Origin of the sequence: Sinorhizobium fredii (genome assembly GCF_002944405.1) — a bacterium.
In the GTDB taxonomy this organism is placed as follows: Bacteria; Pseudomonadota; Alphaproteobacteria; order Rhizobiales; family Rhizobiaceae; genus Sinorhizobium; species Sinorhizobium fredii_C.
Map to the genome: position 1 here is coordinate 1486069 of NZ_CP024307.1, position 16955 is coordinate 1503023.

General features: G+C 61.7%; 12 protein-coding genes. 11 read left to right on the plus strand and 1 reads right to left on the minus strand.

What is annotated here, in order from left to right; translation table 11 throughout:
• Window positions 1–88: 88 nt before the first annotated feature.
• Together rpoB and rpoC are read left to right on the plus strand one after the other, a co-directional pair.
• Window positions 89–4231: a DNA-directed RNA polymerase subunit beta gene (gene rpoB / locus NXT3_RS07175; protein WP_104839024.1), complete on the plus strand. Its 4143-nt coding sequence runs from the start codon at window positions 89–91 to the stop codon at window positions 4229–4231.
• A gap of 184 nt (window positions 4232–4415) precedes the next feature.
• Complete coding sequence (gene rpoC, locus NXT3_RS07180) at window positions 4416–8621, plus strand: DNA-directed RNA polymerase subunit beta' (RefSeq protein WP_037427195.1); 4206 nt, start codon at window positions 4416–4418, stop codon at window positions 8619–8621.
• 102 nt (window positions 8622–8723) lie between these two features.
• On the opposite strand, the gene NXT3_RS07185 is transcribed toward rpoC, so the two are convergent.
• Window positions 8724–9020: a hypothetical protein gene (locus NXT3_RS07185; protein WP_037427197.1), complete on the minus strand. Its 297-nt coding sequence runs from the start codon at window positions 9018–9020 to the stop codon at window positions 8724–8726.
• A 577-nt stretch (window positions 9021–9597) separates the two neighbouring features.
• On the opposite strand from NXT3_RS07185, the gene rpsL reads away from it, so the two are divergent.
• The 9 genes from rpsL (at window position 9598) to rplB (ending at window position 16941) form a co-directional block, all read left to right on the plus strand.
• Window positions 9598–9969, plus strand: coding sequence for a 30S ribosomal protein S12 (rpsL, locus tag NXT3_RS07190; RefSeq protein WP_003507760.1), 372 nt, complete (start codon window positions 9598–9600; stop codon window positions 9967–9969).
• A gap of 57 nt (window positions 9970–10026) precedes the next feature.
• A complete protein-coding gene (rpsG, locus tag NXT3_RS07195; RefSeq protein WP_026612436.1) occupies window positions 10027–10497 on the plus strand; it encodes a 30S ribosomal protein S7 in 471 nt (156 codons plus the stop codon).
• Between the two features lie 29 nt (window positions 10498–10526).
• Window positions 10527–12626: an elongation factor G gene (gene fusA, locus NXT3_RS07200; protein WP_037427200.1), complete on the plus strand. Its 2100-nt coding sequence runs from the start codon at window positions 10527–10529 to the stop codon at window positions 12624–12626.
• Between the two features lie 71 nt (window positions 12627–12697).
• Window positions 12698–13873: an elongation factor Tu gene (gene tuf / locus NXT3_RS07205; RefSeq protein WP_095677935.1), complete on the plus strand. Its 1176-nt coding sequence runs from the start codon at window positions 12698–12700 to the stop codon at window positions 13871–13873.
• A 146-nt stretch (window positions 13874–14019) separates the two neighbouring features.
• Window positions 14020–14328: a 30S ribosomal protein S10 gene (gene rpsJ / locus NXT3_RS07210; RefSeq protein ID WP_003507767.1), complete on the plus strand. Its 309-nt coding sequence runs from the start codon at window positions 14020–14022 to the stop codon at window positions 14326–14328.
• A 123-nt stretch (window positions 14329–14451) separates the two neighbouring features.
• Window positions 14452–15138: a 50S ribosomal protein L3 gene (rplC, locus tag NXT3_RS07215; RefSeq protein ID WP_037383028.1), complete on the plus strand. Its 687-nt coding sequence runs from the start codon at window positions 14452–14454 to the stop codon at window positions 15136–15138.
• 12 nt (window positions 15139–15150) lie between these two features.
• Window positions 15151–15771 (plus strand): 50S ribosomal protein L4, encoded by a 621-nt coding sequence (rplD, locus tag NXT3_RS07220; protein ID WP_037383029.1) that lies wholly within the window; start codon window positions 15151–15153, stop codon window positions 15769–15771.
• Window positions 15768–16061 carry a 50S ribosomal protein L23 gene (locus NXT3_RS07225; RefSeq protein ID WP_012707756.1) on the plus strand — a complete coding sequence of 98 codons (294 nt, stop codon included), beginning with the start codon at window positions 15768–15770 and terminating at the stop codon, window positions 16059–16061. Before rplD ends, NXT3_RS07225 begins: the two co-directional genes overlap by 4 nt.
• 43 nt (window positions 16062–16104) lie before the next feature.
• Window positions 16105–16941, plus strand: coding sequence for a 50S ribosomal protein L2 (gene rplB, locus NXT3_RS07230; protein WP_018239487.1), 837 nt, complete (start codon window positions 16105–16107; stop codon window positions 16939–16941).
• Window positions 16942–16955 lie beyond the last annotated feature (14 nt).

Genomic DNA, 16955 nt, shown 5'->3' on the forward strand with positions numbered 1-16955 from the left:
ATTGAACGACTCATTTGATCGACGGGATCGACTGGCCATCGGTTCCCGTCCGTTGCAGGCCCGGATGCAAGATTGACAAGGAGCGACGATGGCTCAGACCCTTTCGTTCAACGGTCGTAGGCGCGTACGCAAGTTTTTTGGAAAGATCCCCGAAGTCGCAGAGATGCCGAACCTCATCGAGGTCCAGAAGGCGTCCTACGACCAGTTCCTCATGGTCGAAGAGCCCGCAGGCGGGCGTCCCGACGAGGGACTTCAAGCTGTTTTCAAGTCGGTATTTCCGATCAAGGATTTTTCGGGCGCTTCGATGCTCGAATTCGTGTCCTACGAATTCGAACCGCCGAAGTTCGACGTCGAGGAATGCCGCCAGCGCGACCTGACCTATGCGGCACCGCTCAAGGTGACCCTGCGCCTGATCGTGTTCGATATCGACGAGGATACCGGCGCGAAGTCGATCAAGGACATCAAGGAACAGAACGTCTACATGGGCGACATGCCGCTCATGACGGACAACGGTACCTTCATCGTCAACGGGACCGAGCGCGTCATCGTTTCGCAGATGCACCGGTCGCCGGGCGTCTTCTTCGACCATGACAAGGGCAAGAGCCATTCGTCCGGCAAACTGCTCTTCGCCGCACGCGTCATTCCGTACCGCGGTTCCTGGCTCGACATCGAGTTTGACGCCAAGGACATCGTCCATGCCCGCATCGACCGCCGCCGCAAGATTCCGGTGACGTCGCTGCTGATGGCACTCGGCATGGACGGCGAGGAAATCCTCGACACCTTCTATACGAAGTCGCTCTACCAGCGCGACGGCGATGGCTGGCGCGTGCCGTTCCAGCCGGATGCGCTCAAGGGCCAGAAGGCGCTTGCCGACATGATCGACGCCGACAGCGGCGAAGTCGTCGTCGAGGCCGGCAAGAAGCTGACGCCGCGCTTGCTGCGTCAATTGCAGGACAAGGGGCTGAAGGCGCTCAAGGCGACCGATGACGACCTTTACGGCAACTACCTCGCCGAAGACGTCGTCAACGTCGAAACCGGCGAAATCTACCTGGAAGCCGGCGACGAGATCGACGAGAAGACGCTTCCCGTCATCCTGGCGGCCGGGTTCGACGAGATTCCGGTCCTCGACATCGACCACATCAATGTCGGTGCCTATATCCGCAACACGCTGACCGCCGACAAGAACGAGAACCGGCAGGACGCGCTGTTTGACATCTATCGCGTCATGCGTCCGGGCGAGCCGCCGACCATGGATTCGGCCGAAGCCATGTTCAACGCGCTGTTCTTCGATGCCGAGCGCTACGACCTCTCGGCCGTGGGCCGCGTGAAGATGAACATGCGTCTCGACCTCGACGTGCCGGACACGGTCCGCACGCTGCGCAAGGAAGACATCCTCGCGGTCGTCAAGATGCTGGTCGAACTGCGTGACGGTAAGGGCGAGATCGACGACATCGACAACCTCGGCAACCGCCGCGTCCGCTCGGTCGGCGAGCTGATGGAGAACCAGTATCGCCTGGGTCTCCTGCGCATGGAGCGCGCGATCAAGGAGCGCATGTCCTCGATCGAGATCGACACCGTCATGCCGCAGGACCTGATCAACGCGAAGCCGGCCGCTGCCGCCGTTCGCGAGTTCTTCGGCTCCTCGCAGCTGTCGCAGTTCATGGACCAGGTGAACCCGCTCTCGGAAATCACCCACAAGCGCCGCCTTTCGGCTCTTGGCCCGGGTGGTCTGACCCGCGAGCGCGCCGGCTTCGAAGTCCGCGACGTGCATCCGACCCATTACGGCCGCATTTGCCCGATCGAGACGCCGGAAGGCCCGAACATCGGTCTGATCAACTCGCTCGCGACTTTTGCCCGCGTCAACAAGTACGGCTTCATCGAGAGTCCGTACCGCAAGATCGTCGATGGCAAGGTGACCGGGGACGTGGTCTACCTTTCGGCGATGGAAGAGGCAAAGTATCACGTCGCCCAGGCCAACTCGGTCCTGAACGACGACAATTCCTTCGCGGAAGAGTTCGTCGTCTGCCGTCACGCCGGCGAAGTCATGCTGGCGCCGCGCGACAACATCAACCTGATGGACGTTTCGCCGAAACAGCTCGTTTCGGTCGCCGCGGCGCTCATCCCGTTCCTTGAGAACGACGACGCCAACCGCGCGCTGATGGGCTCGAACATGCAGCGTCAGGCGGTTCCGCTGCTGAGAGCCGAGGCACCCTTCGTCGGCACCGGCATGGAGCCGGTCGTTGCCCGCGACTCGGGCGCGGCGATCGCCGCCCGCCGTGGCGGCGTCGTCGACCAGGTCGATGCGACGCGTATCGTTATCCGCGCCACCGAAGACCTCGATCCGTCGAAGTCGGGCGTCGATATCTACCGGCTGCAGAAGTTCCAGCGTTCCAACCAGAACACCTGCGTGAACCAGCGTCCGCTTGTCACCGTCGGCGACCTGGTCAACAAGGGCGACATCATCGCCGACGGCCCGTCGACCGATCTCGGAGATCTGGCGCTCGGCCGCAATGCGCTCGTCGCCTTCATGCCCTGGAACGGCTACAACTACGAAGACTCGATCCTGCTCTCCGAGCGGATCGTGCGCGATGACGTCTTCACCTCGATTCATATCGAGGAATTCGAAGTCATGGCCCGCGACACCAAGCTCGGTCCGGAAGAAATCACGCGCGACATTCCGAACGTATCGGAAGAAGCGCTGAAGAACCTGGACGAAGCCGGCATCGTCTATATCGGCGCCGAAGTTCAGCCGGGCGACATCCTGGTCGGCAAGATCACGCCGAAGGGCGAAAGCCCGATGACGCCGGAAGAAAAGCTTCTGCGCGCCATCTTCGGCGAAAAGGCCTCGGACGTCCGTGATACGTCGATGCGCATGCCGCCCGGCACCTTCGGCACGGTTGTCGAAGTTCGCGTCTTCAACCGGCACGGGGTCGAGAAGGACGAGCGCGCGATGGCGATCGAGCGCGAGGAGATCGAACGCCTCGCCAAGGACCGCGACGACGAGCAGGCGATCCTCGACCGCAACGTCTATGCACGCCTGATCGACATGCTGCGCGGCCATGTTGCCGTTGCCGGCCCGAAGGGCTTCAGGAAGGGCACCGAGCTTTCGAACGCCGTCATCAGCGAATATCCGCGCTCGCAGTGGTGGATGTTCGCCGTCGAGGACGAGAAGGCTCAGGGCGAGATCGAAGCGCTTCGCGCCCAGTACGACGAATCCAAATCGCGCCTCGAACAGCGCTTCATGGACAAGGTCGAAAAGGTCCAGCGCGGCGACGAAATGCCTCCGGGCGTCATGAAGATGGTCAAGGTCTTCGTCGCCGTGAAGCGCAAGATCCAACCGGGCGACAAGATGGCCGGCCGTCACGGCAACAAGGGTGTCGTGTCGCGGATCGTGCCGATCGAGGACATGCCGTTCCTCGAAGATGGCACGCATGTCGACGTGGTACTGAACCCGCTCGGCGTGCCGTCGCGCATGAACGTCGGCCAGATCCTCGAGACGCATCTGGGCTGGGCTTGCGCCGGCATGGGCAAGAAGATCGGCGCAATGCTCGAGGCCTATCACGAGAGTGGCGACATCAAGCCGTTGCGCCAGACGATCGACGACGTCATGGGCGCCGGTCCGAAGGGCGAGCCGATCAAGCAGTACGACGACGAGTCGATCGTCCGGCTGGCCGAGCAGACCCGCCGCGGCGTGTCGATTGCAACGCCGGTCTTCGACGGCGCGGTCGAGGCCGACGTCAACGAGATGTTGAACAAGGCCGGCCTGAAGGTGACCGGTCAGTCGACGCTCTATGACGGTCGTACCGGCGAGGCCTTCGACCGCCAGGTCACAGTTGGCTACATCTACATGCTGAAGCTCAACCACCTGGTGGACGACAAGATCCACGCCCGTTCGATCGGTCCGTACTCGCTCGTTACCCAGCAGCCGCTGGGCGGCAAGGCGCAGTTCGGCGGCCAGCGCTTCGGCGAAATGGAGGTTTGGGCGCTCGAAGCCTACGGCGCCGCCTACACGCTGCAGGAAATGCTGACGGTCAAGTCGGACGACGTGGCCGGCCGTACCAAGGTCTACGAGGCGATCGTCCGAGGCGACGATACGTTCGAGGCGGGCATTCCGGAGAGCTTCAACGTTCTCGTCAAGGAAATGCGCTCGCTCGGCCTCTCCGTTGAGTTGGAAAACTCGAAGGTTGAGGATCTCGGCACCGCGGCGCAGCTGCCGGACGCGGCGGAGTAAGTGATATCCGGTGCGTGCCGCAAAGCGGCGCGCACCGTTTCCGCCGCCGGGCGCTCGCTTGCCCGCGGCAGGAACAGGGCCGCACCCGATGCGGTTTTAGCTGTTTATGGGGCAGGGGCCGGCGCCCGGGATTTGCCGGCACCCTCGCCAAGCTCAGGGCGTAAAGCCCGCAAAGGAGACAGGCATGAACCAAGAGGTCATGAATCTTTTCAATCCGCAGGTGCCTGCACAGACCTTCGATTCCATCCGGATTTCGATCGCGTCGCCGGAGAAGATTCTTTCCTGGTCTTACGGTGAGATCAAGAAGCCGGAGACGATCAACTACCGCACCTTCAAGCCCGAGCGCGACGGTCTGTTCTGCGCGCGCATCTTCGGTCCGATCAAGGACTACGAGTGCCTGTGCGGCAAGTACAAGCGCATGAAGTACAAGGGCATCATCTGCGAAAAGTGCGGCGTCGAAGTGACGCTGTCGCGCGTTCGCCGCGAGCGCATGGGCCATATCGAGCTCGCCGCGCCCGTTGCCCATATCTGGTTCCTGAAGTCGCTGCCGAGCCGCATCGCGACGTTGCTCGACATGACCCTGAAGGATATCGAGCGCGTCCTCTATTTCGAAAACTACATCGTCACCGAACCTGGCCTGACGTCGCTGAAGGAGAACCAGCTCCTCAGCGAAGAAGAGTACATGATCGCGGTCGACGAGTTCGGCGAAGACCAGTTCACCGCGATGATCGGCGCCGAAGCGATCTACGAGATGCTCGCTTCGATGAATCTCGAGAAGATCGCCGGTGATCTGCGCGCCGAAATGGCCGAGACGAGCTCGGATCTGAAGCAGAAAAAGCTGATGAAGCGGCTGAAGATCGTCGAGAACTTCATGGAGTCCGGCAACCGTCCGGAGTGGATGATCATGAAGGTCGTTCCGGTGATCCCGCCGGACCTGCGTCCGCTCGTGCCGCTCGACGGCGGCCGTTTCGCGACGTCGGATCTCAACGATCTCTACCGTCGCGTCATCAACCGCAACAACCGTCTGAAGCGGCTGATCGAACTGCGCGCACCGGGCATCATCATCCGCAACGAAAAGCGCATGCTGCAGGAATCCGTCGATGCCCTGTTCGACAACGGCCGTCGCGGCCGCGTCATCACCGGTGCCAACAAGCGTCCGCTGAAGTCGCTCTCCGACATGCTGAAGGGCAAGCAGGGCCGCTTCCGCCAGAACCTGCTTGGCAAGCGCGTCGACTATTCCGGCCGTTCGGTCATCGTGACCGGTCCGGAGCTCAAGCTGCACCAGTGCGGTCTTCCGAAGAAGATGGCGCTCGAACTCTTCAAGCCGTTCATCTACGCCCGCCTCGACGCCAAGGGCTTCTCCTCGACCGTCAAGCAGGCGAAGAAGCTGGTGGAAAAGGAAAAGCCGGAAGTCTGGGATATTCTCGACGAGGTCATCCGCGAGCATCCGGTTCTGCTGAACCGTGCGCCGACGCTGCACCGCCTGGGCATCCAGGCCTTCGAGCCGATCCTGGTCGAAGGCAAGGCGATCCAGCTGCACCCGCTCGTCTGCACCGCCTTCAACGCCGACTTCGACGGCGACCAGATGGCCGTTCACGTGCCGCTGTCGCTCGAAGCCCAGCTTGAAGCCCGCGTGCTGATGATGTCGACGAACAACATCCTGCATCCGGCAAACGGCGCACCGATCATTGTTCCGTCGCAGGACATGGTTCTCGGCCTCTACTATCTGTCGATCCTGAACCAGAACGAGCCGGGTGAAGGCATGGCCTTCTCCGACATGGGCGAACTGCACCATGCGCTGGAAACCAAGGCCGTCACGCTGCACGCCAAGATCCGCGGCCGCTACAAGACCGTCGACGCCGAGGGCAACCCGGTCTCGAAGATCTATGAAACGACGCCCGGTCGCATGATCATCGGCGAGCTCCTGCCGAAGAACCCGAACATTCCGTTCGAGATCTGCAACCAGGAGATGACCAAGAAGAACATCTCGAAGATGATCGACACGGTCTATCGCCATTGCGGCCAGAAGGACACGGTGATCTTCTGCGACCGGATCATGCAGCTCGGCTTCGCCCATGCCTGCCGCGCCGGCATTTCGTTCGGCAAGGACGACATGGTGATCCCGGACACCAAGGTGAAGATTGTCGGCGACACCGAAGCGCTCGTGAAGGAATACGAGCAGCAGTACAATGACGGCCTGATCACCCAGGGCGAGAAGTACAACAAGGTCGTCGACGCCTGGGGCAAGGCAACCGAAAAGGTCGCCGAAGAGATGATGGCGCGCATCAAGGCGGTTGAGTTTGACGACAATGGTCGCCAGAAGCCGATGAACTCGATCTACATGATGTCGCACTCGGGTGCTCGTGGTTCTCCGAACCAGATGCGCCAGCTGGGCGGCATGCGCGGCCTCATGGCCAAGCCGTCGGGCGAGATCATCGAAACGCCGATCATCTCGAACTTCAAGGAAGGCCTGACCGTGAACGAGTACTTCAACTCGACGCACGGTGCCCGTAAGGGCCTGGCGGACACCGCCTTGAAGACCGCGAACTCCGGTTACCTGACCCGCCGTCTCGTCGACGTCGCGCAGGACTGCATCGTCACGCATGTCGATTGCGGCACCGACAAGGGCCTGACCATGACGGCGATCGTCGATGCCGGCCAGGTCGTCGCCTCGCTCGGCCAGCGTATCCTCGGCCGTACGGCGCTCGACAACATCGACAACCCGGTTACCGGCGAACGCATCGTCGATGCCGGCAAGATGATCCTCGAGGCCGATGTTGCCACGATCGAGAAGGCCGGCATTCAGTCCGTCCGCATTCGCTCGGCGCTGACCTGCGAGATCCAGACCGGCGTCTGCGGCGTCTGCTACGGCCGTGACCTCGCCCGCGGTACGCCCGTCAACATGGGTGAAGCGGTCGGTGTCATTGCGGCGCAGTCGATCGGTGAGCCGGGCACGCAGCTGACCATGCGTACCTTCCACCTCGGCGGTACGGCGACCGTGGTCGACCAGTCGTTCCTTGAAGCGTCCTACGAAGGCACGGTCCAGATCAAGAACCGCAACATGCTGCGCAATTCCGATGGCGTCCTCGTCGCCATGGGCCGCAACATGGCGATCCAGATCCTCGACGAACGCGGTGTCGAGCGCTCCTCGCAGCGCGTTGCCTACGGTTCGAAGATCTTCGTCGACGACGGCGACAAGGTGAAGCGCGGCCAGCGTTTCGCCGAGTGGGACCCCTACACCCGTCCGATGATGACGGAAGTGGAAGGTACCGTTCACTTCGAAGACGTCGTCGATGGCATCTCGGTTCTGGAATCGACGGACGAATCGACCGGCATCACCAAGCGCCAGGTTATCGACTGGCGTTCGACGCCGCGCGGCACGGACCTGAAGCCGGCGATCGTCATCAAGGACAAGAACGGCAGCATTGCCAAGCTCGCCCGCGGCGGCGAAGCCCGCTTCATGCTGTCGGTCGATGCGATCCTCTCGGTCGAGCCGGGCCAGAAGGTCAGCCAGGGTGACGTTCTCGCCCGTTCGCCGCTCGAAAGCGCCAAGACCAAGGACATCACCGGTGGTCTGCCGCGCGTTGCCGAGCTCTTCGAGGCACGCCGTCCGAAGGATCACGCCATCATCGCCGAGATCGATGGCACGGTTCGCTTCGGCCGCGACTACAAGAACAAGCGTCGCGTGCTGATCGAGCCGGCCGAAGACGGTGTCGAGCCGGTCGAGTACCTGATCCCGAAGGGCAAGCCCTTCCATCTTCAGGATGGCGACTACATCGAAAAGGGCGACTACATCCTCGACGGCAACCCGGCGCCGCACGACATCCTGGCGATCAAGGGCGTGGAAGCGCTTGCCTCCTACCTCGTCAACGAGATCCAGGAAGTCTATCGCCTGCAGGGCGTTGTCATTAACGACAAGCACATCGAGGTGATCGTCCGGCAGATGCTGCAGAAGGTCGAAATCACCGACGCCGGTGACTCGAGCTACATCGTCGGCGACAATGTCGACCGCATCGAGCTCGAGGACGTCAACGACGCGCTGCTTGCCGAAGGCAAGAAGCCGGCCTTCGGCGAGCCGGTGCTGCTCGGCATCACCAAGGCATCGCTGCAGACGCCGTCCTTCATCTCGGCCGCGTCGTTCCAGGAGACCACTAAGGTGCTCACGGAAGCGGCGGTTGCCGGCAAGACGGACAGCCTGCAGGGCCTCAAGGAAAACGTCATTGTCGGTCGCCTCATCCCGGCCGGCACCGGTGGCACGATGACGCAGATCCGCCGCATCGCCACGGCGCGCGACGAGTTGATCCTCGAAGAGCGCCGCAAGGGTACGGGCGCCGATGCGGCGACGCCGATGCTCGCCGACATGGCGAACGAAAACGCTGCGGCCGAATGATCGGAAAGGAGAGGGTGCGTGCCACCCTCTCTCTTCCCCAAATTCAAAGCCGCCCGGACCAGGTCCCGGGCGGCTTTCTCGTCTCACCTCGTCGGAATTCGGTCAGCCGAAGCGGATGATCGACACCTCGCCCTCGAGCGCGCCCTGGTAGGCGGACGCATGCGGCTCCTCGTCGGGAATGTCGGTAAGCGTGCCGATCTGATCGAGATCCGCCTGGAAGAATCCTTCCTCCGCAAGCGCATTCAGCGCTTCCCGCACGGCGGTGTCGTCATCCGGCGCCCGGAGCATCACGTGAATTTCCACGCCCGCTTCGTCGCGATCGTTCTCGTAGGCGCGGCCGATGATGACGAAGACCAGCGGCTCTTCGGGTGAATTGTCGTTGTCGGGCATGATGGGCATCGGAAGGTCCTCGTTCGGATTGCGGGTAACCTTAACCCGGTTTCCCCGCCCCGCGAAAGAAATAGGAGAGAGCCTTCTTCTTGAGAAGCCGAATTTCGCCGGGCTGCAAGACGTCTGGAGAATCGGGCTGACTCACGGTTCGTGGAAACGCCGATTGGTGTTACCGATTCTTTAACGACAGAGACCAAGGCGATGTTCAATGCGCCACGGACCTGCCCGGGAAGCGGGATGCGCGCCGCAAAGCCTTGTTTTTCAGGCATATCAGGGCTGCAAGAGCGAGAATATTTGTTAATTGCCCTTGACGGATCGACCTGAAATCAGTACACCCCGCCGCATCAGAGCCCATGTGAGGCTGGCTGGTTCGGAACGTCGCGTTCTGGAGTTCGCCTCAAACAAGGTTCAAACGCACGCTGAAGACACAATGCTGCACGCAAGACGCGCGAGATAGCGCGTCCTCTGCTTTTGTCGGGGCCATCTGCGAAAAGGCGGATCGGCCCTCGTTTTGCGCATTTCATAGGCGTTCGGTACCGATCCGCCCGAGAGGGTAACGAGACAAGTTTTTGCAAGGGATGGTTACATGCCTACCGTAAACCAGCTGATCCGCAAGCCGCGTCAGGCACAGGTAAAGCGCAACAAGGTTCCTGCTCTGCAGGAAAACCCGCAGAAGCGCGGCGTTTGCACCCGCGTCTACACGACGACCCCGAAGAAGCCGAACTCGGCTCTGCGTAAGGTTGCAAAGATCCGCCTGACGAACGGCTTCGAGGTGATCGGCTACATTCCCGGGGAAGGCCACAATCTTCAGGAGCACTCCGTGGTTATGATCCGCGGCGGCCGCGTGAAGGACCTTCCGGGTGTTCGTTACCACATCATCCGCGGCGTTCTCGATACGCAGGGTGTGAAGAACCGCAAGCAGCGTCGTTCGAAGTACGGCGCCAAGCGTCCGAAATAACATCGCAACCGGCGCCATTTCGCTGGTCACCAGATAAAAAGTTGAGAGACGAAAAGTATGTCCCGACGCCATAGAGCAGAAAAGCGTGAGATCAACCCGGATCCGAAGTTCGGTGATCTGGTCGTCACGAAATTTATGAACGCAATCATGTTGGACGGCAAGAAGTCCGTTGCAGAAAGCATCGTCTATGGTGCCTTCGAAGCGGTGCAGTCGAAGCTGAAGCAGGAGCCGATCGCCGTGTTCCATTCGGCTCTCGACAACATTGCTCCGCATGTTGAAGTGCGTTCGCGCCGCGTCGGTGGTGCTACCTATCAGGTGCCGGTCGATGTACGTCCGGAGCGTCGCCAGGCCCTCGCCATCCGCTGGCTGATCGCGGCCGCACGCAAGCGCAACGAAACGACCATGGTCGATCGCCTCTGCGGCGAACTCATGGACGCAGCAAACAACCGTGGCAGCGCCGTCAAGAAGCGCGAAGACACGCACAAGATGGCCGATGCCAACCGTGCGTTCTCGCACTACCGCTGGTAACGGCAACACGTCTCGAAAGGCAGTCACCCATGGCTCGCGAATATAAAATCGAAGACTACCGAAATTTCGGTATCATGGCGCATATCGACGCCGGCAAGACGACGACGACCGAGCGTATCCTTTACTACACCGGCAAGTCCCACAAGATCGGCGAAGTCCATGACGGCGCCGCAACGATGGACTGGATGGAGCAGGAGCAGGAGCGCGGCATTACGATCACGTCTGCAGCCACCACGACCTTCTGGAAGGGCCGTGACGGCAAGATGCGCCGCTTCAACATCATCGACACTCCCGGCCACGTCGACTTCACCATCGAAGTCGAGCGCTCGCTGCGCGTTCTCGACGGCGCCATTGCGCTTCTCGATGCCAACGCCGGCGTCGAGCCGCAGACGGAGACCGTCTGGCGTCAGGCCGAGAAGTACCATGTTCCGCGCATGATCTTCTGCAACAAGATGGACAAGACCGGCGCTGACTTCTACCGCTCCGTCGAGATGATCAAGACCCGTCTCGGCGCGACCGCTGTTGTCATGCAGCTGCCGATCGGCGCCGAAAGCGAATTCAAGGGTGTTGTCGACCTGATCGAAATGAACGCCCTCGTCTGGCGCGACGAATCGCTCGGCGCCCAGTGGGACGTCGTCGAAATCCCGGCCGACATGAAGGAAAAGGCTGAAGAATACCGCGAGAAGCTGATCGAGACGGTTGTCGAGATCGACGAAGCGGCTATGGAAGCCTATCTGGAGGGCACCTATCCGGACAACGACAAGATCCGTGAACTGGTTCGCCGCGGCACCATCGACGTGAAGTTCCATCCGATGTTCTGCGGCACGGCCTTCAAGAACAAGGGCGTTCAGCCGCTGCTCGACGCCGTCGTCGACTACTTGCCGTCGCCCATCGACATTCCCGCGATCAAGGGCATCGACGTCAAGACCGAGGGCGAAATCACCCGTAAGGCCGACGACAACGAGCCGCTGTCGATGCTGGCCTTCAAGATCATGAACGACCCCTTCGTCGGTTCGCTTACCTTTGCCCGCATCTATTCCGGCAAGCTCGAAAAGGGCACGTCGGTGATGAACACGGTCAAGGAAAAGCGCGAGCGCGTCGGCCGCATGCTGCAGATGCACTCCAACTCGCGTGAAGACATCGAAGAAGCCTTTGCCGGCGACATCGTTGCTCTCGCTGGCCTCAAGGAAACCACCACCGGCGACACGCTCTGCGATCCGCTGAAGCCGGTTATCCTCGAGCGCATGGAATTCCCGGAGCCGGTCATCCAGATCGCCATCGAGCCGAAGACCAAGGGCGACCAGGAAAAGATGGGCCTCGCTCTCAACCGCCTGGCTGCCGAAGACCCGTCCTTCCGCGTCAAGACCGACGAGGAATCCGGCCAGACGATCATTGCCGGCATGGGCGAGCTTCACCTCGACATCATCGTCGACCGCATGCGTCGCGAGTTCAAGGTCGAAGCATCGGTCGGTGCTCCGCAGGTTGCCTACCGCGAAACCATCACGCGTCAGCACGAAGAAGACTACACGCACAAGAAGCAGTCCGGTGGTACCGGCCAGTTCGCTCGCGTCAAGCTCGTCTTCGAACCGAACCCGGAGGGCGAGGACTTCGTCTTCGAATCCAAGATCGTCGGCGGTGCGGTTCCGAAGGAATACATCCCGGGCGTTCAGAAGGGCATCGAAAGCGTCCTGTCGTCGGGCCCGCTTGCCGGCTTCCCGATGCTCGGCGTCAAGGCGACCCTCATCGACGGCGCGTTCCACGATGTCGACTCGTCGGTCCTGGCGTTCGAAATCGCTTCGCGTGCCTGCTTCCGTGAGGCTGCGAAGAAGGCCGGTGCTCAGCTCCTCGAGCCGATCATGAAGGTCGAGGTCGTGACGCCCGAAGATTACGTCGGCGACGTAATCGGCGACCTGAACTCTCGCCGTGGCCAGATCCAAGGTCAGGAATCGCGCGGCGTCGCCGTGGTGATCAATGCCCATGTACCGCTCGCGAACATGTTCAAGTACGTCGACAACCTGCGCTCGATGTCGCAGGGCCGCGCTCAGTACACGATGCTGTTCGATCACTACGCGCCGGTTCCGTCGAACGTCGCGCAGGAAATCCAGGCGAAGTATTCCGGCCAGAAGTGACCGCAATACGCCCGCGCTGAAACAGAATGAAAAGATTTCCCCTCTAAGGGACAAGAAACGGAGAGCCGAAAATGGCAAAGAGCAAATTCGAGCGCAACAAGCCGCACGTCAACATCGGCACGATTGGCCACGTTGACCATGGCAAGACGTCGCTGACTGCAGCGATCACCAAGTACTTCGGCGAATTCAAGGCGTATGACCAGATCGACGCTGCGCCGGAAGAGAAGGCGCGTGGCATCACCATTTCGACGGCGCACGTCGAATACGAGACGCCGGCCCGCCACTATGCGCACGTCGACTGCCCCGGCCACGCCGACTACGTCAAGAACATGATCACCGGTGCGGCGCAGATGGACGGCGCGATCCTGGTTGTGTCCGCCGCCGACGGCCCGATGCCGCAGACCCGCGAGCACATCCTGCTCGCCCGCCAGGTCGGCGTTCCGGCGATCGTCGTGTTCCTGAACAAGGTCGACCAGGTCGACGACGCCGAGCTTCTCGAGCTCGTCGAGCTGGAAGTGCGCGAACTCTTGTCGTCCTACGAATTCCCGGGCGACGACATTCCGATCATCAAGGGTTCGGCGCTTGCCGCTCTCGAAGACTCCGACAAGAAGATCGGCGAAGACGCGATCCGCGAGCTGATGGCTGCTGTCGACGCCTACATCCCGACGCCGGAGCGTCCGATCGACCAGCCGTTCCTGATGCCGATCGAAGACGTGTTCTCGATCTCCGGCCGCGGCACGGTCGTGACCGGCCGCGTCGAGCGCGGCATCGTCAAGGTCGGTGAGGAAATCGAGATCGTCGGCATCCGTCCGACGACGAAGACGACCTGCACGGGCGTTGAAATGTTCCGCAAGCTGCTCGACCAGGGCCAGGCCGGCGACAACATCGGCGCGCTGCTGCGCGGTGTCGACCGCAACGGCGTCGAGCGCGGTCAGGTTCTGTGCAAGCCGGGTTCGGTCAAGCCGCACCGCAAGTTCAAGGCCGAAGCCTACATCCTGACGAAGGAAGAAGGCGGCCGTCATACGCCGTTCTTCACCAACTACCGCCCGCAGTTCTACTTCCGCACGACGGACGTGACGGGCATCGTGACGCTGCCGGAAGGCACGGAAATGGTGATGCCGGGCGACAACGTGACGGTCGACGTCGAGCTGATCGTGCCGATCGCCATGGAAGAGAAGCTGCGCTTCGCTATCCGTGAAGGCGGCCGCACCGTCGGCGCCGGCATCGTCGCCTCCATCGTCGAGTAACGACAAAACGGCTTGAGCCGTTTCGGCAGGGACATGGTCGCCCGTGTCCCTGCGATTTTTGAAAGAAGCGGCTAAGCGAACGAATTCAGAAGTTTGAGTGTGTGCCGTCGAAAGGCACACGGGAAACACGAGCAAGGACAAGTCGAATGAACGGCCAGAATATCCGCATCCGCCTCAAGGCGTTTGATCACCGGATCCTCGATGCCTCCACGCGCGAAATCGTGTCGACGGCCAAGCGCACCGGTGCGAGTGTGCGCGGGCCCGTGCCGCTTCCGACCCGGATTGAGAAATTCACGGTCAACCGGTCGCCGCACGTCGACAAGAAGAGCCGCGAACAGTTCGAGATGCGCACGCACAAGCGTCTTCTCGATATCGTTGATCCGACCCCGCAGACGGTTGATGCGCTGATGAAGCTCGATCTGGCCGCCGGCGTCGACGTCGAGATCAAGCTTTAAGAATCCCGGCGCAAGCCGAAATAACAAGGAAGGTACGTGGAGTTTCTCCAACGGCTTCCAGGAACAGGAAACCGGAAGGTGCGGATGCACCGGACGGGAACCCTTAACAAGAGGCGTGAACCGATGCGTTCAGGTGTGATTGCACAGAAAGTGGGAATGACCCGCGTCTACAACGACGCCGGCGAGCATATCCCGGTAACAGTTTTGCGGCTGGAGAACTGCCAGGTAGTGGCCCACCGCACCGAAGAAAAGAACGGCTATACCGCAGTTCAGCTGGGTGCCGGCCGTTCCAAGGTGAAGAACACGACGAAGGCTCTGCGCGGCCATTTCGCCGCTGCGAGCGTCGAGCCGAAGGCGAAGCTCGTCGAATTCCGCGTCACCGCTGACAACCTGATCGACATTGGCGCCGAACTGACGGCCGGCCATTTCGTCGCTGGGCAGCTGGTCGACGTCACCGGTACCACGATCGGTAAGGGTTTCGCCGGCGCCATCAAGCGTCATAACTTCGGCGGTCTGCGCGCCACGCACGGTGTATCGGTATCGCACCGCTCGCATGGTTCGACCGGTTCCAACCAGGATCCGGGCCGCGTCTGGAAGGGCAAGCGCATGGCTGGTCACATGGGCCAGACGCGCGTCACCACGCAGAACCTCGAAGTCGTATCGACCGACGAAGATCGCGGCCTGATCCTGGTCAAGGGCGCCGTCCCCGGCTCCAAGGGCGCATGGATCGTCGTTCGCGACGCAATCAAGTCGGGCACTCCGGAAGGCGCACCGCGCCCGGCCGCTGTGCGCGCCGCAGAACAGAAGTAAGGGAGCCGAATAATGGATCTCACCGTCAAAACCCTCGAGGGCAAGGACGCGGGAAAGGTTTCCCTTTCTGACGCCATTTTCGGCCTCGAACCCCGTGAAGACATCATCGCCCGCGTCGTCCGCTGGCAGCTCGCCAAGCGCCAGCAGGGCACGCACAAGGCCAAGGGCCGCGCCGAAGTCGCGCGCACCGGCGCCAAGATGTACAAGCAGAAGGGTACGGGCCGCGCCCGCCACCACTCCGCACGTGCTCCGCAGTTCCGCGGCGGTGGCAAGGCTCACGGCCCGGTCGTGCGCAGCCATGAGCACGACCTGCCGAAGAAGGTCCGGGCGCTCGGCCTGCGCCACGCGCTGTCGGCCAAGCTCAAGGCAGAAGAGATCATCGTCCTCGACGATCTCGTCGCCAACGAAGCAAAGACGAAGGCGCTCGCCGGCGCATTCGCCTCGCTTGGCCTGACCAACGCTCTGATCATCGGCGGCGCCGAGATCGAGAACAACTTCAAGCTCGCAGCCCAGAACATCCCGAATGTGGACGTTCTGCCGGTCCAGGGCATCAACGTTTACGACATTCTGCGCCGTGGCAAGCTGGTGCTTTCCAAGGCTGCTGTGGAAGCTCTGGAGGAGCGGTTCAAATGACGGATCTTCGCCACTACGACGTGATCGTGTCTCCCTCGATCACCGAAAAGTCGACGCTGGTTTCCGAACAGAACCAGGTCGTCTTCAACGTCGCCAAGGGCGCTTCGAAGCCTGAGATCAAGGCTGCAGTCGAAGCCCTGTTCGGCGTCAAGGTCACGGCCGTCAACACGCTCGTCCGCAAGGGTAAGCTGAAGCGCTTCCGCGGTTTCGCCGGAAAGCAGAAGGACGTCAAGAAGGCGATCATCACGCTCGCCGAAGGTCAGTCCATCGACGTCTCGACCGGTCTCTAACGGATAGGCCCATTAGGGTAAAAACCCAAAAGGGAACAAGAAAATGGCATTGAAAAGTTTCAATCCGACGACGCCGAGCCAGCGCCAGCTGGTCATCGTGGACCGCGCCGGCCTCTACAAGGGCAAGCCGGTCAAGGCGCTGACCGAGGGCCTGTCCTCCAAGGGCGGTCGCAACAACCTGGGCCGCATCACCGTCCGCTTCCAGGGCGGCGGTCACAAGCGGTCCTACCGCCTTGTCGACTTTAAGCGTCGCAAGTTCGACGTCGAGGGCACGGTCGAGCGTCTGGAATACGACCCGAACCGCACCGCCTTCATCGCGCTCGTCAACTACGCCGACGGCGAACAGGCCTATATCCTGGCGCCGCAGCGTCTTGCCGCCGGCGACAAGGTCATCGCTTCGGACAAGGCTGTCGACGTCAAGCCCGGCAACACCATGCCGCTGCAGTTCATTCCGGTCGGCTCCATCATCCACAATGTGGAAATGAAGCCGGGCAAGGGCGGTCAGATCGCCCGCTCCGCCGGAACCTACGCGCAGCTCGTCGGCCGCGACCAGGGCATGGCGATCCTTCGCCTGAACTCGGGCGAACAGCGCCTGGTGCACGGCTCTTGCCTTGCATCGATCGGTGCTGTATCGAACCCCGATCACGGCAACATCAATGACGGTAAGGCTGGCCGTTCGCGTTGGCGCGGCAAGCGCCCGCACGTACGCGGCGTCGTCATGAACCCGGTTGACCACCCGCACGGCGGTGGTGAAGGCCGTACCTCGGGTGGCCGTCACCCGGTTACCCCGTGGGGCAAGCCCACGAAGGGCAAGCGTACGCGCTCCAACAAGTCGACCGACAAGTTCATCATGCGCTCGCGGCACCAGAAGAAGAAGTAAGAGAGGAAGTCTCG

Excerpts from the sequence above, each read along its gene's own strand:
- tuf (WP_095677935.1), top strand. The coding sequence starts at position 12,698 with ATGGCAAAGAGCAAATTCGAGCGCAACAAGCCGCACGTCAACATCGGC.
- NXT3_RS07225 (WP_012707756.1), top strand. The coding sequence starts at position 15,768 with ATGACGGATCTTCGCCACTACGACGTGATCGTGTCTCCCTCGATCACC.
- rpoB (WP_104839024.1), top strand. The coding sequence starts at position 89 with ATGGCTCAGACCCTTTCGTTCAACGGTCGTAGGCGCGTACGCAAGTTT.
- rpoC (WP_037427195.1), top strand. The coding sequence starts at position 4,416 with ATGAACCAAGAGGTCATGAATCTTTTCAATCCGCAGGTGCCTGCACAG.
- rpsL (WP_003507760.1), top strand. The coding sequence starts at position 9,598 with ATGCCTACCGTAAACCAGCTGATCCGCAAGCCGCGTCAGGCACAGGTA.
- rplC (WP_037383028.1), top strand. The coding sequence starts at position 14,452 with ATGCGTTCAGGTGTGATTGCACAGAAAGTGGGAATGACCCGCGTCTAC.
- NXT3_RS07185 (WP_037427197.1), bottom strand. The coding sequence starts at position 9,020 with ATGCCCATCATGCCCGACAACGACAATTCACCCGAAGAGCCGCTGGTC.
- rpsG (WP_026612436.1), top strand. The coding sequence starts at position 10,027 with ATGTCCCGACGCCATAGAGCAGAAAAGCGTGAGATCAACCCGGATCCG.
- rplD (WP_037383029.1), top strand. The coding sequence starts at position 15,151 with ATGGATCTCACCGTCAAAACCCTCGAGGGCAAGGACGCGGGAAAGGTT.
- fusA (WP_037427200.1), top strand. The coding sequence starts at position 10,527 with ATGGCTCGCGAATATAAAATCGAAGACTACCGAAATTTCGGTATCATG.
- rpsJ (WP_003507767.1), top strand. The coding sequence starts at position 14,020 with ATGAACGGCCAGAATATCCGCATCCGCCTCAAGGCGTTTGATCACCGG.
- rplB (WP_018239487.1), top strand. The coding sequence starts at position 16,105 with ATGGCATTGAAAAGTTTCAATCCGACGACGCCGAGCCAGCGCCAGCTG.